Raw genomic sequence first — 19,503 nt, forward strand, 5'->3', positions numbered from 1 at the left:
CTGATGGTTTTGGCTGCCACTATCGGCGGCCTTATATCAAGCTTGATACCGGATTGGGAATTAGACGACAAGTTAAAGCTTTAATGGATGCGTCAGCTTCTAAACGACGACCCATCCGCCTCCGTTGAAGCGCTCTGCAACGGCTCTGGCTCCGTCCATTTTTCCCTCATAATCCGGATTGACGTGAAGTTTAAGCCTCTCTGCGGGTGTACGCCCGCCAGGAGAAAAAAGAGGACTTGCCACCGTTACTACCCCCACAACCTTCTCACCAGGAACAGGGTTAAGAGTTTCCAGCCTGTAAACTTCTTTAGTAATGGGGAATTGACGAAAAGCACCATCGCCCGACTGGTAACCGTCGTAGCGGGGATTGACCATTCCACGTCTGAGAGAAGAACGTAAATTTGGAGCTCGAACAATTCCTCCAAATGCCCTGATATCTATCAGATATATATTGCTATAAAGCCCGCACTGAATGGCTGCATAATGACAAACATAAGATTCAATAGTACCAGAACCCTGAAATGCACAGTCTTTGGGGAGAGACATATCCCTCATTCCCCCATCAACCCACTGGATATATTTCGGAAAAAATCCTTTGCTAAAAGTATCAGGAATGTCTGACTCGTCCGGCCGAAAAGTAAAACCGTAAAAGCGGCGTTCACCACTGCTGTCCGGAGTTGAAAGAATGGCTTCGTCTATTAAGGTCGTATTCTGAAAAAGAAGGGGTTTGGTCAAAAGAATCGTATTTCTATCACTGAATATCTCCCTTCTTTGCCGCAATGTTTTAAGCATAACCAACACCACTTCAACAATACGATAAGCAGACATTATCTATTCAAGCATCAAGCTTTTCACTTTACGAGCCTGTCGGACTTAAGCGTCCGTAGCGAGGATTGCAAGGATTTTCAGACCAATTTATTGCAACCGCAGTAGGACAGTCTTAAGTCCGACAACCTCCTGGAGGTCAGAAGGTTCAGACAGGCTCAGCCTGAAAGAGATAACAGGGAGCATCGCCAACGATCATCTGCTCATCCAGCTGTAAAGATACCTTCTCAAGGCCCACACCGGAGTCTTCGCCCTTCAGAAAAGCCTGCAACTGCAAAACCAGTGGCTGAAAAAACTCCTCACTGACATTGCCCGGCTGAAGAATATCCAGGTCTGCCTGACAGACCCCGTTCTGATTCCGGGTTCTGCCCAGCTGGCTTTCCAGATTTTTACACCAGCCGTATAACTCCGGAATCGACAATGAGGCTTCAAAGCTAACGACAGCATTCAGGTAATGCGGAGCAGCTACATCAGGAGCAGCTACACCAGGAGCAGTTACACCATAATCGGGTGTTTGCACAATACTGCTGACGCAGACCTGTCGGAAAGCAGAGCGAATTGCCCTGATCATTGCCGTGCAGTTATGCACGGCATTTTCGTTAGAACCAATACCAACAAAATATCGGGTCATAACTGGTCCATCAGTTTCTGAACATTCATCTGTTCCCGGGTACGTTCACAGGAGACTGCTGCCAGAGCGCCTTTCAGTGCATGAGGTTTGCGAATGAAAACACCCACTTTTTCTACCGGGAAGTTATCCAGCACCAGCTGAATAATGCCACCCGCCAAAGCTTCCAGCAGGGCAAAGCGGGAAGCTTCGGTAAATTCACGCACCCTGTTACTGATGGCTTCATAATCAAGGGCGTCGTTCAGGTCATCACTGCGAAAGGCGTTGGTAAAATCCGTTTCCAGTTCGAGGTCTATGACCAGTGGCTGCGGAGCTTCATGCTCAAATTCATAAACACCAATAATCGCCTCGGTTTCCAGTCGTTCGATACGAACTTTATCCATTGCCTGAACCTTTCAAACAGAAAAGCAGAATTATACTGTATTAGACCGCTTCAAGCTCTTCCATCGGCCAGCGTGGCTGGGGAGCCACTTCAAGCGGTTCAAGCTGACCTGCCAGCAGTCGCTGACAGCCGGCATAAGCGATCATGGCACCGTTATCCGTACAGAATTCCGGACGGGCATAGCGCAGGGTTGCTTTTTCTTTTGCCACCATGGATTCCAGACCTTCACGAAGACGTCTGTTAGCACTGACACCACCCGCAATCACCAGCTGTTTCAAACCGGTTTCACGCAACGCCCGTCGACATTTAAAAGCCAGAGTATCTACTACGGCTTCCTCAAACGCCCTGGCCACATCAGCCCGGTCCTGATCCGTAAAATCGCCACGTTCTTCGCGGCATTTTGCCACGGTGTTCAACGTAAAGGTTTTTAAACCACTGAAACTGAAATCCAGTCCGGGACGGTCACACATGGGGCGCGGGAAGCGGAAACGTCCCTTCGTACCCTGTTCAGCCAGCTTTGATACTTTGGGGCCACCGGGGTATCCCAGATCCAGCATGGCAGCCACTTTATCGAAAGCCTCTCCAGCCGCATCGTCTACCGACTCGCCCAGCAAACGGTACTGACCAATGCCACCCACATGCACCAGCTGGGTATGGCCGCCGGACACCAGCAGGGCCAGAAACGGAAATTCCGGTGGATTGTCTTCCAGCATGGGGGCCAGAAGATGACCTTCCATGTGGTGCACCCCAACACAGGGAACCCCCCACGCCCACGCCAGGGAACGACCAATACAGGCACCCACCATCAGGGCGCCTATCAGGCCGGGACCTCTGGTATAAGCTACTGCCTCAATATCTTCACGCTGCAAACCCACCTGATCCAGCACTTCCTTTATTAAAGGCAGTACACGCTGAATATGGTCGCGGGAAGCCAGTTCAGGAACAACACCGCCGTATTCGGTGTGCATATCAATCTGGCTGTACAATGCATCGGCCAGAAGCCCATTATGACTGTCATACAAAGCAATACCTGTTTCATCGCAGGAGGTCTCGATTCCGAGAACGACCATAACCAGCTCCTGAAAACTTGAATTCAATAAAATTGTGCCGAGTTTATCACCAATCTGGTCTGGATAGGCCATGAAGCGAAACCATCTAACCCTAACGCAAGCCTCGGGCTCTTTTCTCACGATACCCTCTGAATTTATAGTTTTTGCTTATGTCTTCATTCAAATAACCAAGAGATATTTCAATAAAACTTTTGTATAAAAAATGTTTTTTTGACATTGCATATCTTTCATCAAATGGAATGACAAGATCTCCTTGCCAGAACCACCTGCCTTTTCTGCCTGCCTGCTTATTTTGGAAATTGACTCTTTCGGGCGCAGGATAGAAGCCATATTTAATATATCGCCACAATAATTCATCTATTCCAGACATTAGATACAAGGTTTGCCCACCATTTATCCTGACTTCCTGAAGTGCTATCGAGAGCATCAAACCGTCTAAACAAGTATCAATCCGAAGATCAGGATCTACTGATAAACGTTCAATCGTATAATGATATTGTGAATCATTCCGAATAATTACTCTTTTAAGCAAGTTGTCATCAAATTTGTCGGCCAGCGTGAGAGATGCCACTTCGCGATCATCCATAATCAATCTTAATTGTAAATATGTGCCATCGATCTGGCGATCCAGCAACAGGACATTGTTCGTTGAGATATGCAGAAAAGAACACCCACTGCAGAAACTGACATAATTGAAAGGCATAGCACAACTCCTCCTGCGATCTTAAGGTATGACAAAGGCACATGACCAAAACCTCGTCGACAGTGCTATGCTGCGCATGAGAGTCAATGCCTTCAGGGAACTGCTATGAATACGACCGGTGAAGAGTTGTTTTATCACAATCATTTGAGCGACCGAGCAGAGCACCCAGACTCATATACCTGACCCTCAGGCAACTCACCACAGTGCCTGCTCTACGCCTGCTTTGTGTTCAAGACTTTGTGTTCAAGAGTAGCCTTTGTTGCCTTTTCATCCAAACATTTGATTGAATGCCTCCCAAAAATAAGGATCTCCGCAGGATTTATACCCATACCAGCAGACATTTTCGAAAACCCGACAAACCCCAAATCGCATTTCCACCGATCAAAAGTGCTGTTCATGTGCTCCACATGGCTGTTTTTCAGCATCTACCACGAGGCAACAGACAATACGCCAGATTGCCGGTTTTTTGCATTTTCCGGCAATTGGCTATAAAATTCGCACCCTTTTAAAATACGCGGCTAATCCAGTGACTGGTATGATTACCAGACGCTGAATTTTTGCGGACCGGATTTCGCTTCATACAGTTGTCAGAAAACTGTATTCAGAAGCACTATTGCTGCTGTATCATGCCGGGCTGCAAACTTCTATTGAATCAACGAATATTTAGGAAGGTGAGCTCTGCATGCCTGCTGTTAAAGTTAAAGAAAATGAACCGTTTGACGTAGCCCTGCGCCGCTTCAAGCGCTCTTGCGAAAAAGCTGGAGTCCTGGCTGAAGTACGTCGTCGTGAACACTACGAGAAGCCGACTTCTGTTCGCAAGCGCAAAGCCGCTGCTGCCGTTAAGCGTCATCTGAAAAAACTGCAGCGCGAACAGCGTCGTCGCGAGCGTCTGTATTAAGATCGTAACGATCTGAATACCGCTTCAGTTACAAGATGATTCAGCATTAACCTTCAGGGTCACGTCAGTGACAACATCTGAAGGTGAAACCTGAGCACCTGACAGGCTTATGCCTGTTTGTGGATATCGACACAGGAGAACACCATGAGCGAATGCACAGTAAAGGACCAACTGACTTCAGCAATGAAGGAAGCCATGCGCAACCGCGAAAAGGCTCGCCTGGGAACTATCCGCATGGCTCTGGCAGAATTGAAACGTATTGAAGTAGACGAAAAGTCGCTGGACGACACCCGTGCCCTTGCAGCCCTGGACAAAATGGCCAAGCAACGCCGCGATGCCATTACCCAGTTCGAGTCTGCAGGGCGCACGGACCTCGCTGAACAGGAACAGTTTGAACTGACCGTCATTCAGGACTTCCTGCCTGAACCACTCTCCACTGAAGACATCGACCAGATTGTCCGCGATGCCATTGCCCAGAGTGGCGCAGAAGGCATGAAAGATATGGGCAAGGTAATGGGTCTGGTAAAACCCCAGGTTCAGGGTCGTGCCGATATGGCTCAGATCAGTCAGTCGGTTAAAAAACTGCTGGGCTGATTCCCGCAACCCTGCGATACTACTTCCATAACGAGTTCTACAACGAGTTCACTGGTGATCTCTTCCACAGAGCATCACTGTTGCAACAATTTCCCCACATGTCGGAAATTGTAACGCCCATTTTTTAAACTACTACTCTCTCGGTTTACATGGCTGGACGCATTCCACAGACATTTATTGACGACCTGCTGGCCAGAGTCGATATCGTCGACGTGGTTGACAGCCGGGTCAAACTGAAGAAAACCGGCCGCAATTATTCGGCCTGCTGCCCGTTCCACAAAGAAAAAACACCTTCTTTCTCCGTCAGTCCTGACAAACAGTTCTACTACTGCTTTGGCTGCGGCGCCAGTGGTAACGCCATTGGCTTCGTGATGGATTTTGACCATCTGGACTTTCCTGCCGCCGTTGACAACCTTGCCGGCACACAGGGCATGGAAGTACCCAGAGAGCAAAGCAGCCACCAGAGCCGGCGTCCGGATTACTCCGAACTCTACGAACTGATGACCCGCGCCTCAGATTACTATCAGGAACAACTGAAAGCAGCCCCTGATGCGCCCAGAGTCATCAACTACCTGAAGCAGCGTGGGCTCGACGGCCAGACCTGCAAACAGTTCGGCATCGGCTTCGCCCCCAGAGGCTGGGACAACCTGCAAAACCTGCTGGCCACCAGCGACGAGAAAGAAGAGCAGCTGATCAAAACCGGCATGCTGGTTGAAAACGAAGAGAGCAAAAACCGCTACGATCGCTTTCGTGACCGGGTTATGTTCCCTATTCGTGACAGCCGGGGTCGCATCATTGCCTTTGGCGGGCGAGTACTGGGCGACGCCAAGCCAAAATACCTGAATTCCCCGGAATCTCCTATTTTCCACAAAGGGCGGGAACTTTATGGCCTCTATGAAGCCAAAAAGAGCAACCGTTCACTGGAACGCATTCTGGTTGTGGAAGGTTACATGGATGTGGTGACACTGGCACAGCTGGGCATCAACAATGCGGTGGCAACACTGGGAACCGCCACCACACTGGAACACATGCAGCGCCTGTTCAAAACAGTACCTGAAGTCGTGTTCTGTTTTGATGGCGATGACGCAGGCCGGCGAGCGGCATGGCGCGCCCTGGAGTCTACCCTGCCCAATATGCAGGACGGACGACAGGCTCGATTTCTGTTCCTGCCCCAGGGAGAAGATCCCGACAGCATGGTACGACAGGAAGGTTCAGAGCAGTTTCTCCAGCGCATTCAGGATCAGGCACTCAGTCTGGACACTTTCCTGTTCAAAGAACTGGAAGACGGTCTGGATCTGCACACCATGGATGGCAGGGCTCGATTAACCAAGCTGGCACAGCCTTATCTGAGCAAGCTGCCTGATGGCATTTTCAAGCAACTATTGCTGCAAAAACTGTCAGAGCTGACCGGGCTGGACTCATCAAGACTGGAAGCCCACTTAAGCACAGAAGCTGAACAGAAAACAGCGCCAACCGCTGCACCCGCTGATCAAACGGCTCATGACCACTATCAGGATCATCATGAGCATTATTACCAGTCGGGGAATGACTTTGCGGACTACCATCCGGAAAATCATTCAGGCAGCTTTGCAGAAGAACCTTTTAACTATTCACACTCTACGCACTCTTCAGAAAAGGGCGCATACAGTTACCAGAAATCAAAAGGTTTTTTTGACAAAAGGACAAAAAACTTTGATCCTGTTTTAGAGAAGACACAGATAAAAGTCGGTCGTTCACTATACGCCATACGACATTTACTGTGTAATCCACAGCTCGCCTCCGATGTAAAATGCATTGATACACTGGCACAGGATAACGACGCCGACACTGTATTACTGGTAGAGCTGTTAAAAACACTGAAACAACAACCCAATCTGGCCACCAGCGCATTAATTGCCCAATGGTATGGAACAGACAAGGGTAAACGACTACAGCAGGTTGCCACTCTGGAACTCGGGCACGAACCTGATGACGGAGAATTCTGGGAAGCCATCAAACGCATTTCAGACAAAGTGGCGGACCTGGAACACCAGCAGGCTTCAAACAAGATTTCAAGCACGCTGGCGAATAGAAAACCAAACCAATTGGACGAACAACAACGCAGCGAATACGAAGAGTTCCTGAAAAAACATAAAGCACGTCTTGGTATCAGTACCACTGGTGCAACTCAGGATAAAACGAAAGTATCAAAAAAATAACTGCACACACACCATTATTGGGTATACTTGAAGTTCACTGTGTGCAGTGGATACAACGTTATAGAGTTATAGACCATTATCTGATAAATCCGGTCTAACAACACCAGGGATGGGGAAACCGTGCCATGTTTGCACATGGCTTGCTTAGCAATGGAAAGCACTCCGGTACCTCGCCCAGCGAAAATTGAGCACTCGTTTATGGAGCATCTACAAGCTTCAGGTAGAACTTGTCTCGATTTTTGAGCTATAATTGCCTGCTTACGTTTTTTCGTCCGGCACTTCATTTTTTCGCTGTTATTTCGCTGTTAAAGGGTTGATATGTCAGCTAATTCGCAACAACAATCCCGACTGAAAGAGCTTATCTCTCGCGGTAAGGAACAGGGCTACCTGACTTATGCAGAGGTAAACGACCATCTGCCGGAAGACATTTCTGATCCGGATCAGGTCGAAGACATCATCCGCATGATTAACGACATGGGTATTACGGTCTACGAAACAGCGCCGGACGCCGATACCCTGTTGATGGCAGAAGCCGAAACCGACGAAGCGGCGGTAGAAGAAGCTGCAGCAGCACTTGCTGCTGTGGAGCAGGAAGCCGGTCGTACCACCGACCCAGTACGTATGTACATGCGTGAAATGGGTACCGTAGAGCTTCTGACCCGTGAAGGCGAGATCCAGATCGCTAAGCGGATCGAGGAAGGCCTGCGTGAAGTCATGTCGGCTCTGTCCCAGTTCCCGGGCTCTGTACAAATTGTCCTCGATGAATACGACCGTATTATTGAAGAGGAAGGTCGCCTGACCGACCTGATCAGCGGTTATATTGATCCTGATTCTGAAGAGACGCCTGCTGTAGAAGCGCCTATTCCAAGCGTTCAGGAGATGCAGGACGACTTCGACGACAAAGAAGACGACGAGGACGACGAGGACGAAGAACCAGGCGGCCTGGACCCAGAAGAAGCCCGCGAACGCTTTGAAGCACTGCAGGAAAAGCATGAACAGCTGATCAGCGTTCTGGCTGAGCATGAGCGCGGCACGCAGGCCGCCAAACAGGCTCTGGCTGACATGGCTGAACCGTTCATGCCTCTCAAGCTGGTTCCGCGTGTGTTTGACATGCTGGTGTTCCGCATCCGCAACACCCTGGAAAACATTCGCAGCAACGAACGCGCCATCATGCAGCTGTGTGTACGCCGTTCCAAAATGCCGCGCAAAATCTTCCTGAAGACTTTCCCGGGTAACGAAACCAACCTGGAATGGGTTGACCAGATTACCGCTGGCAGTGCCGCTTACTCTGAGAACATCAAGGCGTATCGTGATGAAATCATCCGCGCCCAGAAAAAGCTGTCTGCGATTGAGAAGGATTACGGCATCACCCTGAACCAGATCAAAGACATCAACCGCAAGATGTCTCTGGGTGAAGCCCGCGCCCGTCGTGCCAAGAAGGAAATGGTTGAGGCCAACCTGCGTCTGGTTATTTCTATTGCCAAGAAATACACCAACCGAGGTCTGCAGTTCCTGGACCTGATTCAGGAAGGCAACATTGGCCTGATGAAAGCGGTGGACAAGTTTGAATACCGTCGTGGTTACAAGTTCTCGACTTACGCCACCTGGTGGATTCGTCAGGCGATCACCCGCTCTATCGCCGACCAGGCCCGCACTATCCGTATTCCGGTACACATGATCGAGACCATTAACAAACTGAACCGCATCTCCCGTCAGATGCTGCAGGAAATGGGTCGCGAACCAACGCCGGAAGAACTGGCAGTGCGCATGGAAATGCCGGAAGACAAGATCCGTAAGGTGCTGAAGATTTCCAAAGAGCCTATCTCAATGGAAACACCGATCGGTGACGATGAAGACTCCCATCTGGGTGACTTTATCGAAGACGCAACCATTCAGTCCCCAATTGACCGGGCTACCGGCTCTGGCCTGAAAGAGTCTACTCGCCAGGTTCTTTCCGGACTGACTGCCCGTGAGGCGAAAGTCCTGCGTATGCGCTTTGGTATCGACATGAACACTGACCACACTCTGGAAGAAGTGGGCAAACAGTTTGACGTTACCCGTGAGCGTATCCGTCAGATCGAGGCCAAGGCATTGCGCAAACTGCGCCATCCTACCCGCTCCGACCACCTGCGCAGCTTCCTGGACGAATAAGCCCGGGAAGATCAAGCGTCACAAAAAAGCTGCAAGACCTAAAGGTGTTGCAGCTTTTTTTATACTTGCTTAACAGGCAGCTCCCATTCATTTAACTGCTACGCTCTGGCATTATAAGCCCGCAGGAATTACAAATAACAAAAAGTCTCTGTAACGGATTACAGACAGAGGTTTGCCATGATAAGTAACACTCCACTGATCATTACGACATTTTTCGTCTATCTGGGCATCATGCTGTTTATTGGTGCCTGGGCCTGGAAACGCACAAAAGACTCCTCCGACTATTTTCTGGGAGGCAGAACACTCGGCCCATGGCCTGCCGCACTCAGCGCAGGTGCCTCCGATATGAGCGGCTGGTTACTACTGGGACTTCCCGGATACGCTTTCGCCTCTGGTGTAGAAGCTTTCTGGCTGGCGGGAGGGCTGCTCCTTGGTACCTGGCTAAACTGGCTGTTCGTTGCCAAACGTCTGCGCTCTTATTCACAAATAGCCGACAATGCTCTGACATTACCCGAATTCTTCAAGAATCGTTTTCACGACAACTCTCGTGCATTACAGGTCGTTTCAGCGTTCTTTATCCTGTTGTTCTTTCTGTTCTACACCAGCTCCGGACTGGTCGCAGGAGGCAAGCTGTTTGAAACGGTATTCGACCTGAACTACCACTGGGCAGTTATCATCGGCACTGCCTGCATTATTTCGTACACCCTGTTTGGCGGCTTTATTGCCGTTTCATGGACAGATCTGGTACAGGGCCTCCTGATGGCAGCGGCTTTGCTGCTGGTTCCCATTATTGCCATCCAGACGGCGGAAGGCGCATCGATCACCAGCCAGCTTAAAACCCTTAACCCTGAACTACTTAACCCTTTCACAGCAGCCGACGGGTCACCCCTTGGACTGATTCCGATTATTTCACTGGCTGCCTGGGGACTGGGATATTTTGGCCAGCCACACATACTTGCCCGGTTCGCAGGCATTCGTTCAACTGACGACATTCCCACAGCACGCCGAATTGCCGTTGGCTGGTCCGGTATCTCCATGCTGGGCGCCATTATGGTTGGTCTGACTGGCCTGCTGTTCATAACCAACAACAATACGACTCTGGGCGATGGTGAAACCATCTTTATGGTACTGGTCAACGCTCTGTTCCATCCGTTGATCGCAGGCATTCTGCTGGCCGCCATACTGGCCGCCATTATGAGTACTGCCGACTCGCAGCTGCTTGTGTCATCCTCAGCTCTGGCGGAAGACTTCTACAAAGCCATTATCCGACCGAATGCCAGCTCCAGTGAAGTGCTGCTGGTAGGTCGGCTTGCCGTTGTTATCATCGCTCTTGTAGCGCTGTCACTGGCGATGGTTCCGGATAGCTCGGTACTCGACCTGGTGTCTTATGCATGGGCTGGCTTTGGTGCCGCTTTCGGCCCCGTACTGATTATGAGCCTGTTCTGGCAACGGATGAATCGGTATGGCGCTCTGGCAGGAATCATCATTGGCGGTGTCACCGTCGTTGTCTGGAAACAATTGACGGGCGGACTGTTTGATCTATATGAAATTGTCCCCGGCATGCTGTTTGGTTTTGCCGGTATCTATATCACCAGCTTGCTGACCACACCACCCTCTGAAGGCATTGTTGCCGAATTTAATAGCGCACAATCTGCCTGATCAACTCTTACAAGCTTTTCCCTGAACCATCAGGGAAAAGCTTTCTAATTCATCTTTCGATATTCAGTTTCTCCTGATCATTCACATCAGCACCAAATCGCCCACTTAAAAAAGAGAAGAACCGAAATTTCTATCATTTCGACAGATAACTCCTGTCATTTAAACGACATTAGACTTATATAAAGTTAATTCACTAAGTAAATTACCCGAAAAGCAGTTTATAAAACGCAATTTTAATAACGACTATTTCTAACAAAAATCATTCAATATCATCTTTTTTTACAATAACTTACTATTAATAACTACTTGGTTAAATAGCGCCGCAAATATTGATCCACATCAATGGCGTATAGGTTAAAATTCAAAGGAATTTCATCGTATTTGCTGTAATATTCGCGCTCCAAAGAATTAACCTGAGTACGTTTCCGAAGGTTTATGCGCAGGTCGCCTGAAGGCTTTGATTTCGACAAGTGCGTGAAACTTCCAAAACCGTTCTCGGGTCCTTTTTTTTCGGGTTTAAGCTACTTGCATGCACTACTCAAAGTGACACAAGACAATGTAGCAACCCAGTTTCCCTCAAACGGAGATAAATGCAGTGAGAAAGACCAAGATAGTTTGCACTATCGGACCAAAGTCTGAATCCAGGGAAATGCTGACCAAGCTGGTTAACTGTGGCATGAATGTGATGAGACTTAACTTCTCTCACGGCAACTTTGACGAGCACGGTGACCGCATCAGCACCATCCGACAGGTGAGCACGGAAACAGGCAAGAAAGTTGCCATCCTGCTGGACACCAAAGGTCCTGAAATCCGCACTGTTAAACTGCAGGGCGGCAACGACGTCATGCTGACTGCCGGTCAGGAATTTACCCTGACAACTGACGCCACTGTGATCGGCGACAACACCAAAGTAGCCGTAACCTACAAAGGCCTGTGCGAAGACCTGAAGCCAGGCAACACCGTACTGCTGGACGACGGTCTGATCGAAATGACCGTTAAAGAAGTAAAAGGCAACGAAATCCTGTGCGACGTAAAGAACAGCGGCGAACTGGGTGAGAATAAAGGCGTTAACCTGCCAGGCGTCAGCGTTCAGCTGCCAGCCCTGTCTGAAAAAGACAAGGCTGACCTGGTATTTGGTTGTGAGCAGGGCGTAGACTTTGTAGCCGCCTCCTTTATCCGTAAGGCGTCCGACGTTCAGGAAATCCGCGAACTGCTGGACTCTAACGGCGGCGAAAACATCCACATCATCTCCAAGATCGAAAACCAGGAAGGCGTAGACAACTTCGACGACATCCTGTCCGTTTCCGATGGTATCATGGTAGCCCGTGGCGACCTGGGTGTAGAAATTCCTGTTGATCAGGTGATCTTTGCCCAGAAGATGATGATCGCCAAGTGTAACAAAGCGCGTAAGCCGGTTATTACCGCTACCCAGATGCTGGATTCCATGATCAAGAATCCTCGTCCAACCCGCGCAGAAGCCGGTGACGTAGCCAACGCTATCCTGGACGGTACTGACGCCGTCATGCTGTCCGGTGAAAGCGCCAAGGGTAAATACCCGGCGGAATCCGTCAGCGTGATGTCCACCATCTGTGAAAGCACCGATGGCACCATCGAATCCAAGGTTGAAGGTTACGACCTGGAAATCGAAGAGCGTCGCAGCATCACTCAGGCGGTTTGCCGTGGCGCGGTGAAAACTTCCGAAACTCTGGAAGCCAGGCTGATTATCGTTGCGACCAAGAAAGGCAAATCTGCCCGCTCCGTTCGCAAGTTCTTCCCTGACGCCCCAATTCTTGCGGTTACCTGCTCCCAGAAGACCGCTCAACAGTTATGCCTGACTAAAGGCGTAACCACCACGATTGTTGAAGAGATCGACAGTTCTGACCAGTTCTACAAGCTGGGTAAGGACATGGCGGTTGAAATGGGTCTGGCAAAAGCTGGCGATACCGTTGTTATGGTATCCGGTGCTCTGGTTCCTTCCGGCACCACCAACACCTCTTCCGTTCACATCATCGACTAATAGCGTCGTTTATATGTGATCCTGTCCCGCACCATTCAGGTGCGGGGCTTCCTCCCTGCTCCCTCCTGCTTAAAACCGTTTAGTTTTCACACACAAACACTGCAACTACCTAAACAAACCAGTGCAAACATCAAGCTTGCATTCACCTATCCCACACCGATAGTGAAAAAACTCGTACATTTTTCACAAAAAACTATCATTACTACTCATTTTATTGATCGAAGTCGGCTTTTTGATGCGTCAATACTGGCATATTAAACCCATGTCAGCGTCGTTTAGTTTCGACACGGGTTACTTAGGGAGTGTTGTTGGTATGAAATTAATTGAACTGAAAGAAGCCAAGCTCAGATTCAGCCTGGGCGAGATCAGAGGCGGAGCAAAGGTAGAACTTTACCCATCCCATAAGGGCTTTTGCCTGCACCTGCTGGATTCAGAACAGACTCATACCCCTTACACCGTTCGCTCCCAGCGCGACCGTCGAATGCCCAAGCATTACTCCACGCTGGAGGCTGTGACCAACGAACTGAAAAACATTGGCATTGAAACTTTTACTGTTGATCTGACTAAAAAACCGGAGCCGCGTATCGAACGATAAACTGAGACATGACCTAGCATACCTATGGCTTGGACCCTATCTGCAAAAGAAAAGCCATAGCTATCTATTAAAAGAATCCACATAAAAAAACAGGCGCCTGATGCGCCTGTTTTTTTTACCCGGAAGAAAACCGATTAAGACGCCTGCTCCTTGGCCCGGGCAACTTCCTTGATGCTCAGCTTGATGCGGCCACGGGAGTCAATGTCCAGCACAACCACTTCAACTTGCTGACCCATCTGCAGATAGTCAGATACTTTCTCAACACGCTCATCAGCGATCTGAGAAATATGTACCAGACCATCACGACCAGGCAGTACGCTGACAAAAGCACCGAAGTCTACAATACGGGTCACTTCACCCGTATAGATCTGACCAACCTCGGCGTCAGCAGTAATACCGTAAACACGGTCGTAAGCAGCCTGAGCTTTTTCCTTATCGTCAGCAAAGATTTTCACCATACCACTGTCGTCGATATCAACAGAAGCGCCAGTGTCTTCACAGATAGAACGGATGGTCGCACCACCTTTACCGATAACGTCACGAATCTTGTCCGTATCAATTTTCAGGGACATGGTCATCGGTGCGTTTTCGTTCAGTTCAGAACGGCTCTCGCTGATCACCTTGTTCATTTCGTCCAGAATGTGCAGACGCGCGTCCATCGCCTGATCCAGGGCGATTTCCATGATCTCTTCAGTAATACCGGCAATCTTGATATCCATCTGCAGAGCAGTGATACCCTCAGAAGTACCCGCTACTTTAAAGTCCATGTCACCCAGGTGGTCTTCGTCACCCAGAATGTCGGTCAGGACGGCAAACTGTTCACCTTCTTTCACCAGACCCATGGCAATACCGGCCACTGGCGCCTTCAGAGGCACACCGGCGTCCATCAGGGCCAGGGAAGAACCACATACGGAAGCCATAGAGCTGGAACCGTTGGATTCAGTGATTTCAGACACAACACGAACGGTGTACGGGAACTCATCCTGAGTCGGCAGCATGGCCTGAACACCACGACGGGCCAGACGACCGTGACCGATTTCACGACGACCCGGCGCGCCCATACGGCCACATTCACCAACAGAGTACGCAGGGAAGTTGTAGTGCAGCATGAACGGGTCTTTCGTTTCGCCTTCCAGACTGTCAATAATCTGTGCGTCACGGGCAGTACCCAGAGTCGTGGTCACCAGAGCCTGGGTTTCACCACGGGTAAACAGCGCAGAACCATGAGTCTTTGGCAGAACGCCGATTTCTACGTTGATCGGACGAACCGTTTTGGTATCACGACCGTCGATACGAGGCATACCATTGATAATATTGCCGCGTACTACGGATTTTTCCAGACTGGAGAATGCCTTCTCAACATCAGCTTCGTCGAACTGACCTTCTTCTTCACCCGCCAGGGCTTCCAGCACTTCCTGCTTCAGAACACCAACCGCCGCATAACGATCCTGCTTGATGGTGATCTGGTAAGCTTCACGCATCTTGCCTTCAAACGCAGACATCTTCTCTTTCAGTTCTACGTTTTCAGCAGGCGCAGCCCAATCCCAGACAGGCTTGCCGACTTCAGCCGCAAACGCTTCAACCGCATTAACAACAGACTGATACTCCTGATGAGCGAACAGTACCGCACCCAGCATTTCATCTTCTGTCAGCTCCTGAGCTTCAGACTCAACCATCAGCACAGCGTCTCTGGTACCAGCTACCACCATGTCCAGCTCGGAAGTTTCCAGCTCAGCATAGCTTGGGTTCAGCAGGTAGCCTTTCTCTTCGTTAAAGCCTACACGCGCACCACCAATAGGCCCCTGGAAAGGAATACCGGAAATGGCCAGTGCCGCAGAACAGGCCACCATTGCCAGAATGTCCGGATCGTTTTTCTTGTCGACAGACACAACGGTCAGAACCACCTGAACTTCATTCATGAAGCCTTTAGGGAACAGAGGGCGGATAGGGCGGTCGATCAGGCGGGAAGTCAGGGTTTCTTTTTCACTGGGGCGGCTTTCGCGCTTCAGGAAACCGCCAGGGATTTTACCCGCAGCATAGGTCTTTTCCTGATAGTGAACAGACAGAGGGAAAAAGTCCTGTCCTGGCTTCGCTTCTTTAGAGCCAACCACTGTGGCCAGAACCGCCGTCTCACCCATGGTCGCAAGAACCGCACCAGATGCCTGACGGGCAACACGGCCTGTTTCCAGAGTGATGGTCTGGTCACCGAATGTAAAAGTCTTGGTTACCGGAGTCACAATATTTTCCTTTAGTAAAACCCCGACCATCTGTGGCTGTCACGAGACACGGATGCAATTCAAAACCTTCTGGTCTGAACTTCTGTCTAAAAAAGCACCAGAGAGACTTGGAATTGCACCCCGATTTGACAGCAAAATAAGGTCAGGGCTGGATAGAGAGCCGTTACTGGCTCCTTTTTTCATACAGACACACTAAAATCCAGTGTCTGCTCAATGCAAAACACCGCCAGCCACACAATGGAAGCTAGCGGTGCTCTGACTGCGGAAGCCCTGCGAAGCGTGCGCTACAGCAAGGTCTTCCTGTTCTGCTGGTGATTTCAACAGAAACCACCAGAGCCAATCCCGAAGGCGATTAGCGACGCAGACCCAGACGCTCGATCAGGCTGCGGTAGCGCTCAACGTCCTTACGCTTCAGGTAGTCCAGCATGCTGCGACGCTGGTTTACCATGCGGATCAGGCCGCGACGGGAGTGATGGTCCTTGTGGTTAGCCTTGAAGTGAGACTGCAGACCTTCGATGTTTGCAGTCAGCAGAGCTACCTGAACTTCAGGGCAGCCACTGTCACCTTCAGAGCGACCGAATTCATTGATGATTTCAGCTTTCTTTTCAGCAGTCAAAGCCATGATAAAGTCTCCATAGAATATGCATAAACATAAATCGGGTACGACCGTGCATATTTACAGCCGACCTTGCCGCCAGCGCTTATTCAAAGAACCTGCAAAGGTTTAAGAATCAGCATCGGCAAAATTAAGCGCTGCATTCTAACACTATGACAGGCAATTATCCAAATCAGCCCTCTCAGGCCAAAACGCTCCAGAGGCCGCAGAGCCGGTCATTCCATGCCAGCGACCATCGCCAGTATAAATTTCTGTGATACAACGTAATTTGATCTATTTTTCTCCCCAAAGGAAAAACCATTATTAATTGCTACTACCTTTATGAGATTCAATCTTAATAAATCAGCAACAAAGGACTGCATACATTTTATACTTCTCTGCACACTGAGCCTCGTTCTGCTCACTCCCGCGAAATCACTGGCTATCCTGCCAATGCAAACCCGACATAAGCTTGAGCAAATGGGCCTTACGCTGATTAAGAGCAGACACGATGGCAACTGTCTTTACGATGCCATTGCAGGCCAGACCGGCCAGAGTCCACAAGCGCTCAGGGAAACCCTACACCACTTTCTTGCTCAGTTTTTTCAAGCCCCGACCCCTCTGGTTTTTGAACTGCTTGACAATGCTCTCAGGCGCACCCCTATACACTCAAGCATGCACGACCTTGCCAACTTTTACCTGAATGGACGATTGCGGCGAAATGGCGAATGGGGAGAGTTGATGCTGATGCCTTTTATCGTCTATGTTCTTAATCGTCCAATTATCCTGATCAACCTGAGTTCCACCCTCACAGATCAACCTCACCTGCTGATCGACACCGACCTGTCCTTTACAGAGATCAGCCTGAATTCAACCGCCCATTACGCCAGCACACACAATGCCATTGTCCTGATCTTTGCTGACGACGCTTACTACGGCGTCACACCCGGCCTTGCTCAGGAAGCACCGGACTGGCAAAGATCATTAATAAATAACCTTGCGTTTTTAACAACTCCGAACCCGGCCTGTTCTTCATCCAGCCCTCAACCCCCTCTTCCATTTAACGGGGGCGCATACCCAGACAACCCTTCCCTGTCAGGCGACATACAAACCAGCCTTTCGGACAAAGAAGACAACTCCCCTTTCAGGTACCGCCTGATCAGACAGCCATGTAACACGTGCCATCCTGATGAAAAGTCTCCGTGCTTTCGCATCACCATTACAACCATCAATACAGAAGTCGAGGGATTTCCCATTTTTTACCCGGTTAATTACCTTTACTATCTTGCTCACCAGATCGCCATTGATCGCCGGTCATATGACATTCAATGTAAAATCAATACCCTGATTCATTCAGCAAAGCCTGCTAAAACCCAAAAGCAACCACTTCAGCTCCCCGGAATTCAGGATCGCATTCACAAATTCAATAGTGGGGTAACGACCACAGGGACAGCTGACAATACCAGGCAACCCGTTAAGAACTTTCAGGCCGCTGTGAAAAAAATAATATTGCTCATCAGGAGCGCCAGAGCATTCGATGATTATTACGTACACATGCCAACCAACAAGGCTGAGACCGGAGTTCCCAACAATTATCTGAAATATCTGGCAAAAGCCTCAGGTGAATATTTTATGGCGTTCGGAAACAGACATGTCGCTATCGGGGCAAAAAAGCATATTGAAAGCAAAAACAAGTCAACCAAAGATTTCAAACAAAAGCGCAAGACATCTGATTTAAAGGTTATCCATTCGCTGATCCCAACCACTCCTTCTTTATCGAAGGACAATATGAAAAGTCTGTTTTTCCAGGAAGAACTCAGAACCAGTCTGCTAAAAGATTTAACAGCGGGGCTAATAGGATTAGCCGCCTACACATTAACTGACAACGAAGTGAACGATTTACTCAACAACCCGCATCTGACCGTTGAGACTACCCGACAGGAAGAGGATGGCACACCCCTTGAAATTGAAATGACAGAAACTCAAACGGATGGAAAACAAATCACCTTTGTGCTGACGCGCTCCTATGCCGAAGAAAACTGGGATGTTTATCGTAAAAAGCAGGAAGAGCTGGTCAGAGTTGAGGTTATCACGGACAGCAATGGCCGCATTGTGACAGCTGATCTTGATCCGCTGTTTATCAGTTTTAAATTTGAAAGGCTTGATCTGGCCCATCACGATAAATTGCCCTTACCCCTGATAACCAACCTGCATACACAAAAGCGGATAAAGCGGCTTAAGAAGATTGCTAACCCCACCAGGACTCTGGAAACAAGCCTTGAAGCACTAAAGACAGGAATAGATAATTTTTTTATGGAAATCGTATTTCTTCCACATCCTCCTGTAGGTGATACAGAAACACCGGCACTGAACAGGGCTGCCATCAACATGCTCATATTATTAAACCCTCAGTTACCCACATTGCATGTTCTGGAAAAATACTGGCAGGTTCTGGAGAAAAAATGGATAGAGGTTGAGGGTATTTCAGGTTATTTAATAAGAATTCCCAGGGAGCACCCGGACATGGGTAATGTGAACCCCAGAGCTATAGGGCTTGTTGAACTGATGAATAAAGCACTGGGCCGACCCGATGACAATCCTGCTGTACATCATAATCATGACGCTCACTCTCTGGCTTCCAACGAGGCATTAAACTACCCGGCTGACATCTACCTGCCCGAACGAATGACCACCACCGACGAGAACAACAATCTCATTACCTTCAATAAAGGCGTCAATCACATTAGAGACCAGGAGGAAATGAAAAGGCTGGTACAGGCCCTTAAAGACAATGACTGGTACGTTACACTCAACCATGCGCTCTGGCCTGAACTAAGCGCAATTCGCTCCAGACAGTGGAAACAGGCCGCCCGGGTTATTGAGCAGCACCTGCAGCAACGCCTTAAGTGGCAGCAGGAAAAAAACAAGCTTCGGAAAACTCACTAAACCAG

At 49.3% G+C, this 19,503-nt stretch carries 15 protein-coding genes; 8 read left to right on the forward strand and 7 right to left on the reverse strand.

The genetic code is table 11. The features are described 5' to 3' along the window. Positions 1-99: 99 nt before the first annotated feature. The 5 genes from V5J35_RS08275 to V5J35_RS08295 form a co-directional block, all read right to left on the reverse strand. On the reverse strand, positions 100-828 hold the full coding sequence (locus V5J35_RS08275) for a hypothetical protein (RefSeq protein ID WP_354010797.1): 729 nt from the start codon (positions 826-828) through the stop codon (positions 100-102). Between the two features lie 145 nt (positions 829-973). Further along, the gene (locus V5J35_RS08280; protein ID WP_354010798.1) at positions 974-1,456 is read right to left on the reverse strand and encodes a 2-amino-4-hydroxy-6-hydroxymethyldihydropteridine diphosphokinase; all 483 of its coding nucleotides are present in this window, start codon (positions 1,454-1,456) and stop codon (positions 974-976) included. Next, entirely contained in the window at positions 1,453-1,836 is a 384-nt protein-coding gene (folB, locus tag V5J35_RS08285; RefSeq protein WP_354010799.1) for a dihydroneopterin aldolase, read from the reverse strand. The genes V5J35_RS08280 and folB overlap by 4 nt, the downstream gene beginning before the upstream one ends. 40 nt (positions 1,837-1,876) lie before the next feature. Beyond that, positions 1,877-2,905: a tRNA (adenosine(37)-N6)-threonylcarbamoyltransferase complex transferase subunit TsaD gene (gene tsaD, locus V5J35_RS08290; protein WP_354010800.1), complete on the reverse strand. Its 1,029-nt coding sequence runs from the start codon at positions 2,903-2,905 to the stop codon at positions 1,877-1,879. 91 nt (positions 2,906-2,996) lie between these two features. Then, a complete protein-coding gene (locus tag V5J35_RS08295) occupies positions 2,997-3,491 on the reverse strand; it encodes a hypothetical protein (protein WP_354010801.1) in 495 nt (164 codons plus the stop codon). Between the two features lie 799 nt (positions 3,492-4,290). On the opposite strand from V5J35_RS08295, the gene rpsU reads away from it, so the two are divergent. From rpsU to V5J35_RS08330, 7 genes are all read left to right on the forward strand, one after another. After that, entirely contained in the window at positions 4,291-4,506 is a 216-nt protein-coding gene (rpsU, locus tag V5J35_RS08300; RefSeq protein ID WP_034839300.1) for a 30S ribosomal protein S21, read from the forward strand. A 144-nt stretch (positions 4,507-4,650) separates the two neighbouring features. After that, the gene (locus tag V5J35_RS08305) at positions 4,651-5,100 is read left to right on the forward strand and encodes a GatB/YqeY domain-containing protein (RefSeq protein WP_354010802.1); all 450 of its coding nucleotides are present in this window, start codon (positions 4,651-4,653) and stop codon (positions 5,098-5,100) included. A gap of 149 nt (positions 5,101-5,249) precedes the next feature. Next, positions 5,250-7,298, forward strand: coding sequence for a DNA primase (gene dnaG / locus V5J35_RS08310; RefSeq protein ID WP_354010803.1), 2,049 nt, complete (start codon positions 5,250-5,252; stop codon positions 7,296-7,298). 318 nt (positions 7,299-7,616) lie between these two features. Beyond that, positions 7,617-9,449, forward strand: coding sequence for an RNA polymerase sigma factor RpoD (gene rpoD, locus V5J35_RS08315; RefSeq protein WP_354010804.1), 1,833 nt, complete (start codon positions 7,617-7,619; stop codon positions 9,447-9,449). A gap of 177 nt (positions 9,450-9,626) precedes the next feature. Further along, positions 9,627-11,108, forward strand: coding sequence for a sodium/proline symporter PutP (putP, locus tag V5J35_RS08320; RefSeq protein WP_354010805.1), 1,482 nt, complete (start codon positions 9,627-9,629; stop codon positions 11,106-11,108). A gap of 595 nt (positions 11,109-11,703) precedes the next feature. Continuing rightward, positions 11,704-13,125 (forward strand): pyruvate kinase PykF, encoded by a 1,422-nt coding sequence (pykF, locus tag V5J35_RS08325; RefSeq protein ID WP_354010806.1) that lies wholly within the window; start codon positions 11,704-11,706, stop codon positions 13,123-13,125. Positions 13,126-13,438: 313 nt separating this feature from the next. After that, positions 13,439-13,720 carry a hypothetical protein gene (locus V5J35_RS08330; protein ID WP_354010807.1) on the forward strand — a complete coding sequence of 94 codons (282 nt, stop codon included), beginning with the start codon at positions 13,439-13,441 and terminating at the stop codon, positions 13,718-13,720. Positions 13,721-13,854: 134 nt separating this feature from the next. Here the strand turns inward: V5J35_RS08330 and pnp are convergent, their stop codons facing one another. Then, positions 13,855-15,957 carry a polyribonucleotide nucleotidyltransferase gene (pnp, locus tag V5J35_RS08335; protein ID WP_354010808.1) on the reverse strand — a complete coding sequence of 701 codons (2,103 nt, stop codon included), beginning with the start codon at positions 15,955-15,957 and terminating at the stop codon, positions 13,855-13,857. 352 nt (positions 15,958-16,309) lie between these two features. Continuing rightward, a complete protein-coding gene (gene rpsO, locus V5J35_RS08340; RefSeq protein WP_354010809.1) occupies positions 16,310-16,579 on the reverse strand; it encodes a 30S ribosomal protein S15 in 270 nt (89 codons plus the stop codon). A 426-nt stretch (positions 16,580-17,005) separates the two neighbouring features. Between rpsO and V5J35_RS08345 the strand changes: the two genes are divergently transcribed. Next, positions 17,006-19,498: an anthrax toxin-like adenylyl cyclase domain-containing protein gene (locus V5J35_RS08345; protein WP_354010810.1), complete on the forward strand. Its 2,493-nt coding sequence runs from the start codon at positions 17,006-17,008 to the stop codon at positions 19,496-19,498. Positions 19,499-19,503: the final 5 nt, after the last annotated feature.

Source organism: Endozoicomonas sp. NE40, assembly GCF_040549045.1.
In the GTDB taxonomy this organism is placed as follows: domain Bacteria; phylum Pseudomonadota; class Gammaproteobacteria; order Pseudomonadales; family Endozoicomonadaceae; genus Endozoicomonas_A; species Endozoicomonas_A lisbonensis.

Coding starts and splice junctions, on each gene's coding strand:
- folB (WP_354010799.1), bottom strand. CDS start 1,836: ATGGATAAAGTTCGTATCGAACGACTGGAAACCGAGGCGATTATTGGT.
- V5J35_RS08275 (WP_354010797.1), bottom strand. CDS start 828: ATGTCTGCTTATCGTATTGTTGAAGTGGTGTTGGTTATGCTTAAAACA.
- V5J35_RS08305 (WP_354010802.1), top strand. CDS start 4,651: ATGAGCGAATGCACAGTAAAGGACCAACTGACTTCAGCAATGAAGGAA.
- putP (WP_354010805.1), top strand. CDS start 9,627: ATGATAAGTAACACTCCACTGATCATTACGACATTTTTCGTCTATCTG.
- V5J35_RS08345 (WP_354010810.1), top strand. CDS start 17,006: ATGCAAACCCGACATAAGCTTGAGCAAATGGGCCTTACGCTGATTAAG.
- rpsU (WP_034839300.1), top strand. CDS start 4,291: ATGCCTGCTGTTAAAGTTAAAGAAAATGAACCGTTTGACGTAGCCCTG.
- tsaD (WP_354010800.1), bottom strand. CDS start 2,905: ATGGTCGTTCTCGGAATCGAGACCTCCTGCGATGAAACAGGTATTGCT.
- dnaG (WP_354010803.1), top strand. CDS start 5,250: ATGGCTGGACGCATTCCACAGACATTTATTGACGACCTGCTGGCCAGA.
- rpoD (WP_354010804.1), top strand. CDS start 7,617: ATGTCAGCTAATTCGCAACAACAATCCCGACTGAAAGAGCTTATCTCT.
- V5J35_RS08280 (WP_354010798.1), bottom strand. CDS start 1,456: ATGACCCGATATTTTGTTGGTATTGGTTCTAACGAAAATGCCGTGCAT.
- V5J35_RS08295 (WP_354010801.1), bottom strand. CDS start 3,491: ATGGATGATCGCGAAGTGGCATCTCTCACGCTGGCCGACAAATTTGAT.
- rpsO (WP_354010809.1), bottom strand. CDS start 16,579: ATGGCTTTGACTGCTGAAAAGAAAGCTGAAATCATCAATGAATTCGGT.
- V5J35_RS08330 (WP_354010807.1), top strand. CDS start 13,439: ATGAAATTAATTGAACTGAAAGAAGCCAAGCTCAGATTCAGCCTGGGC.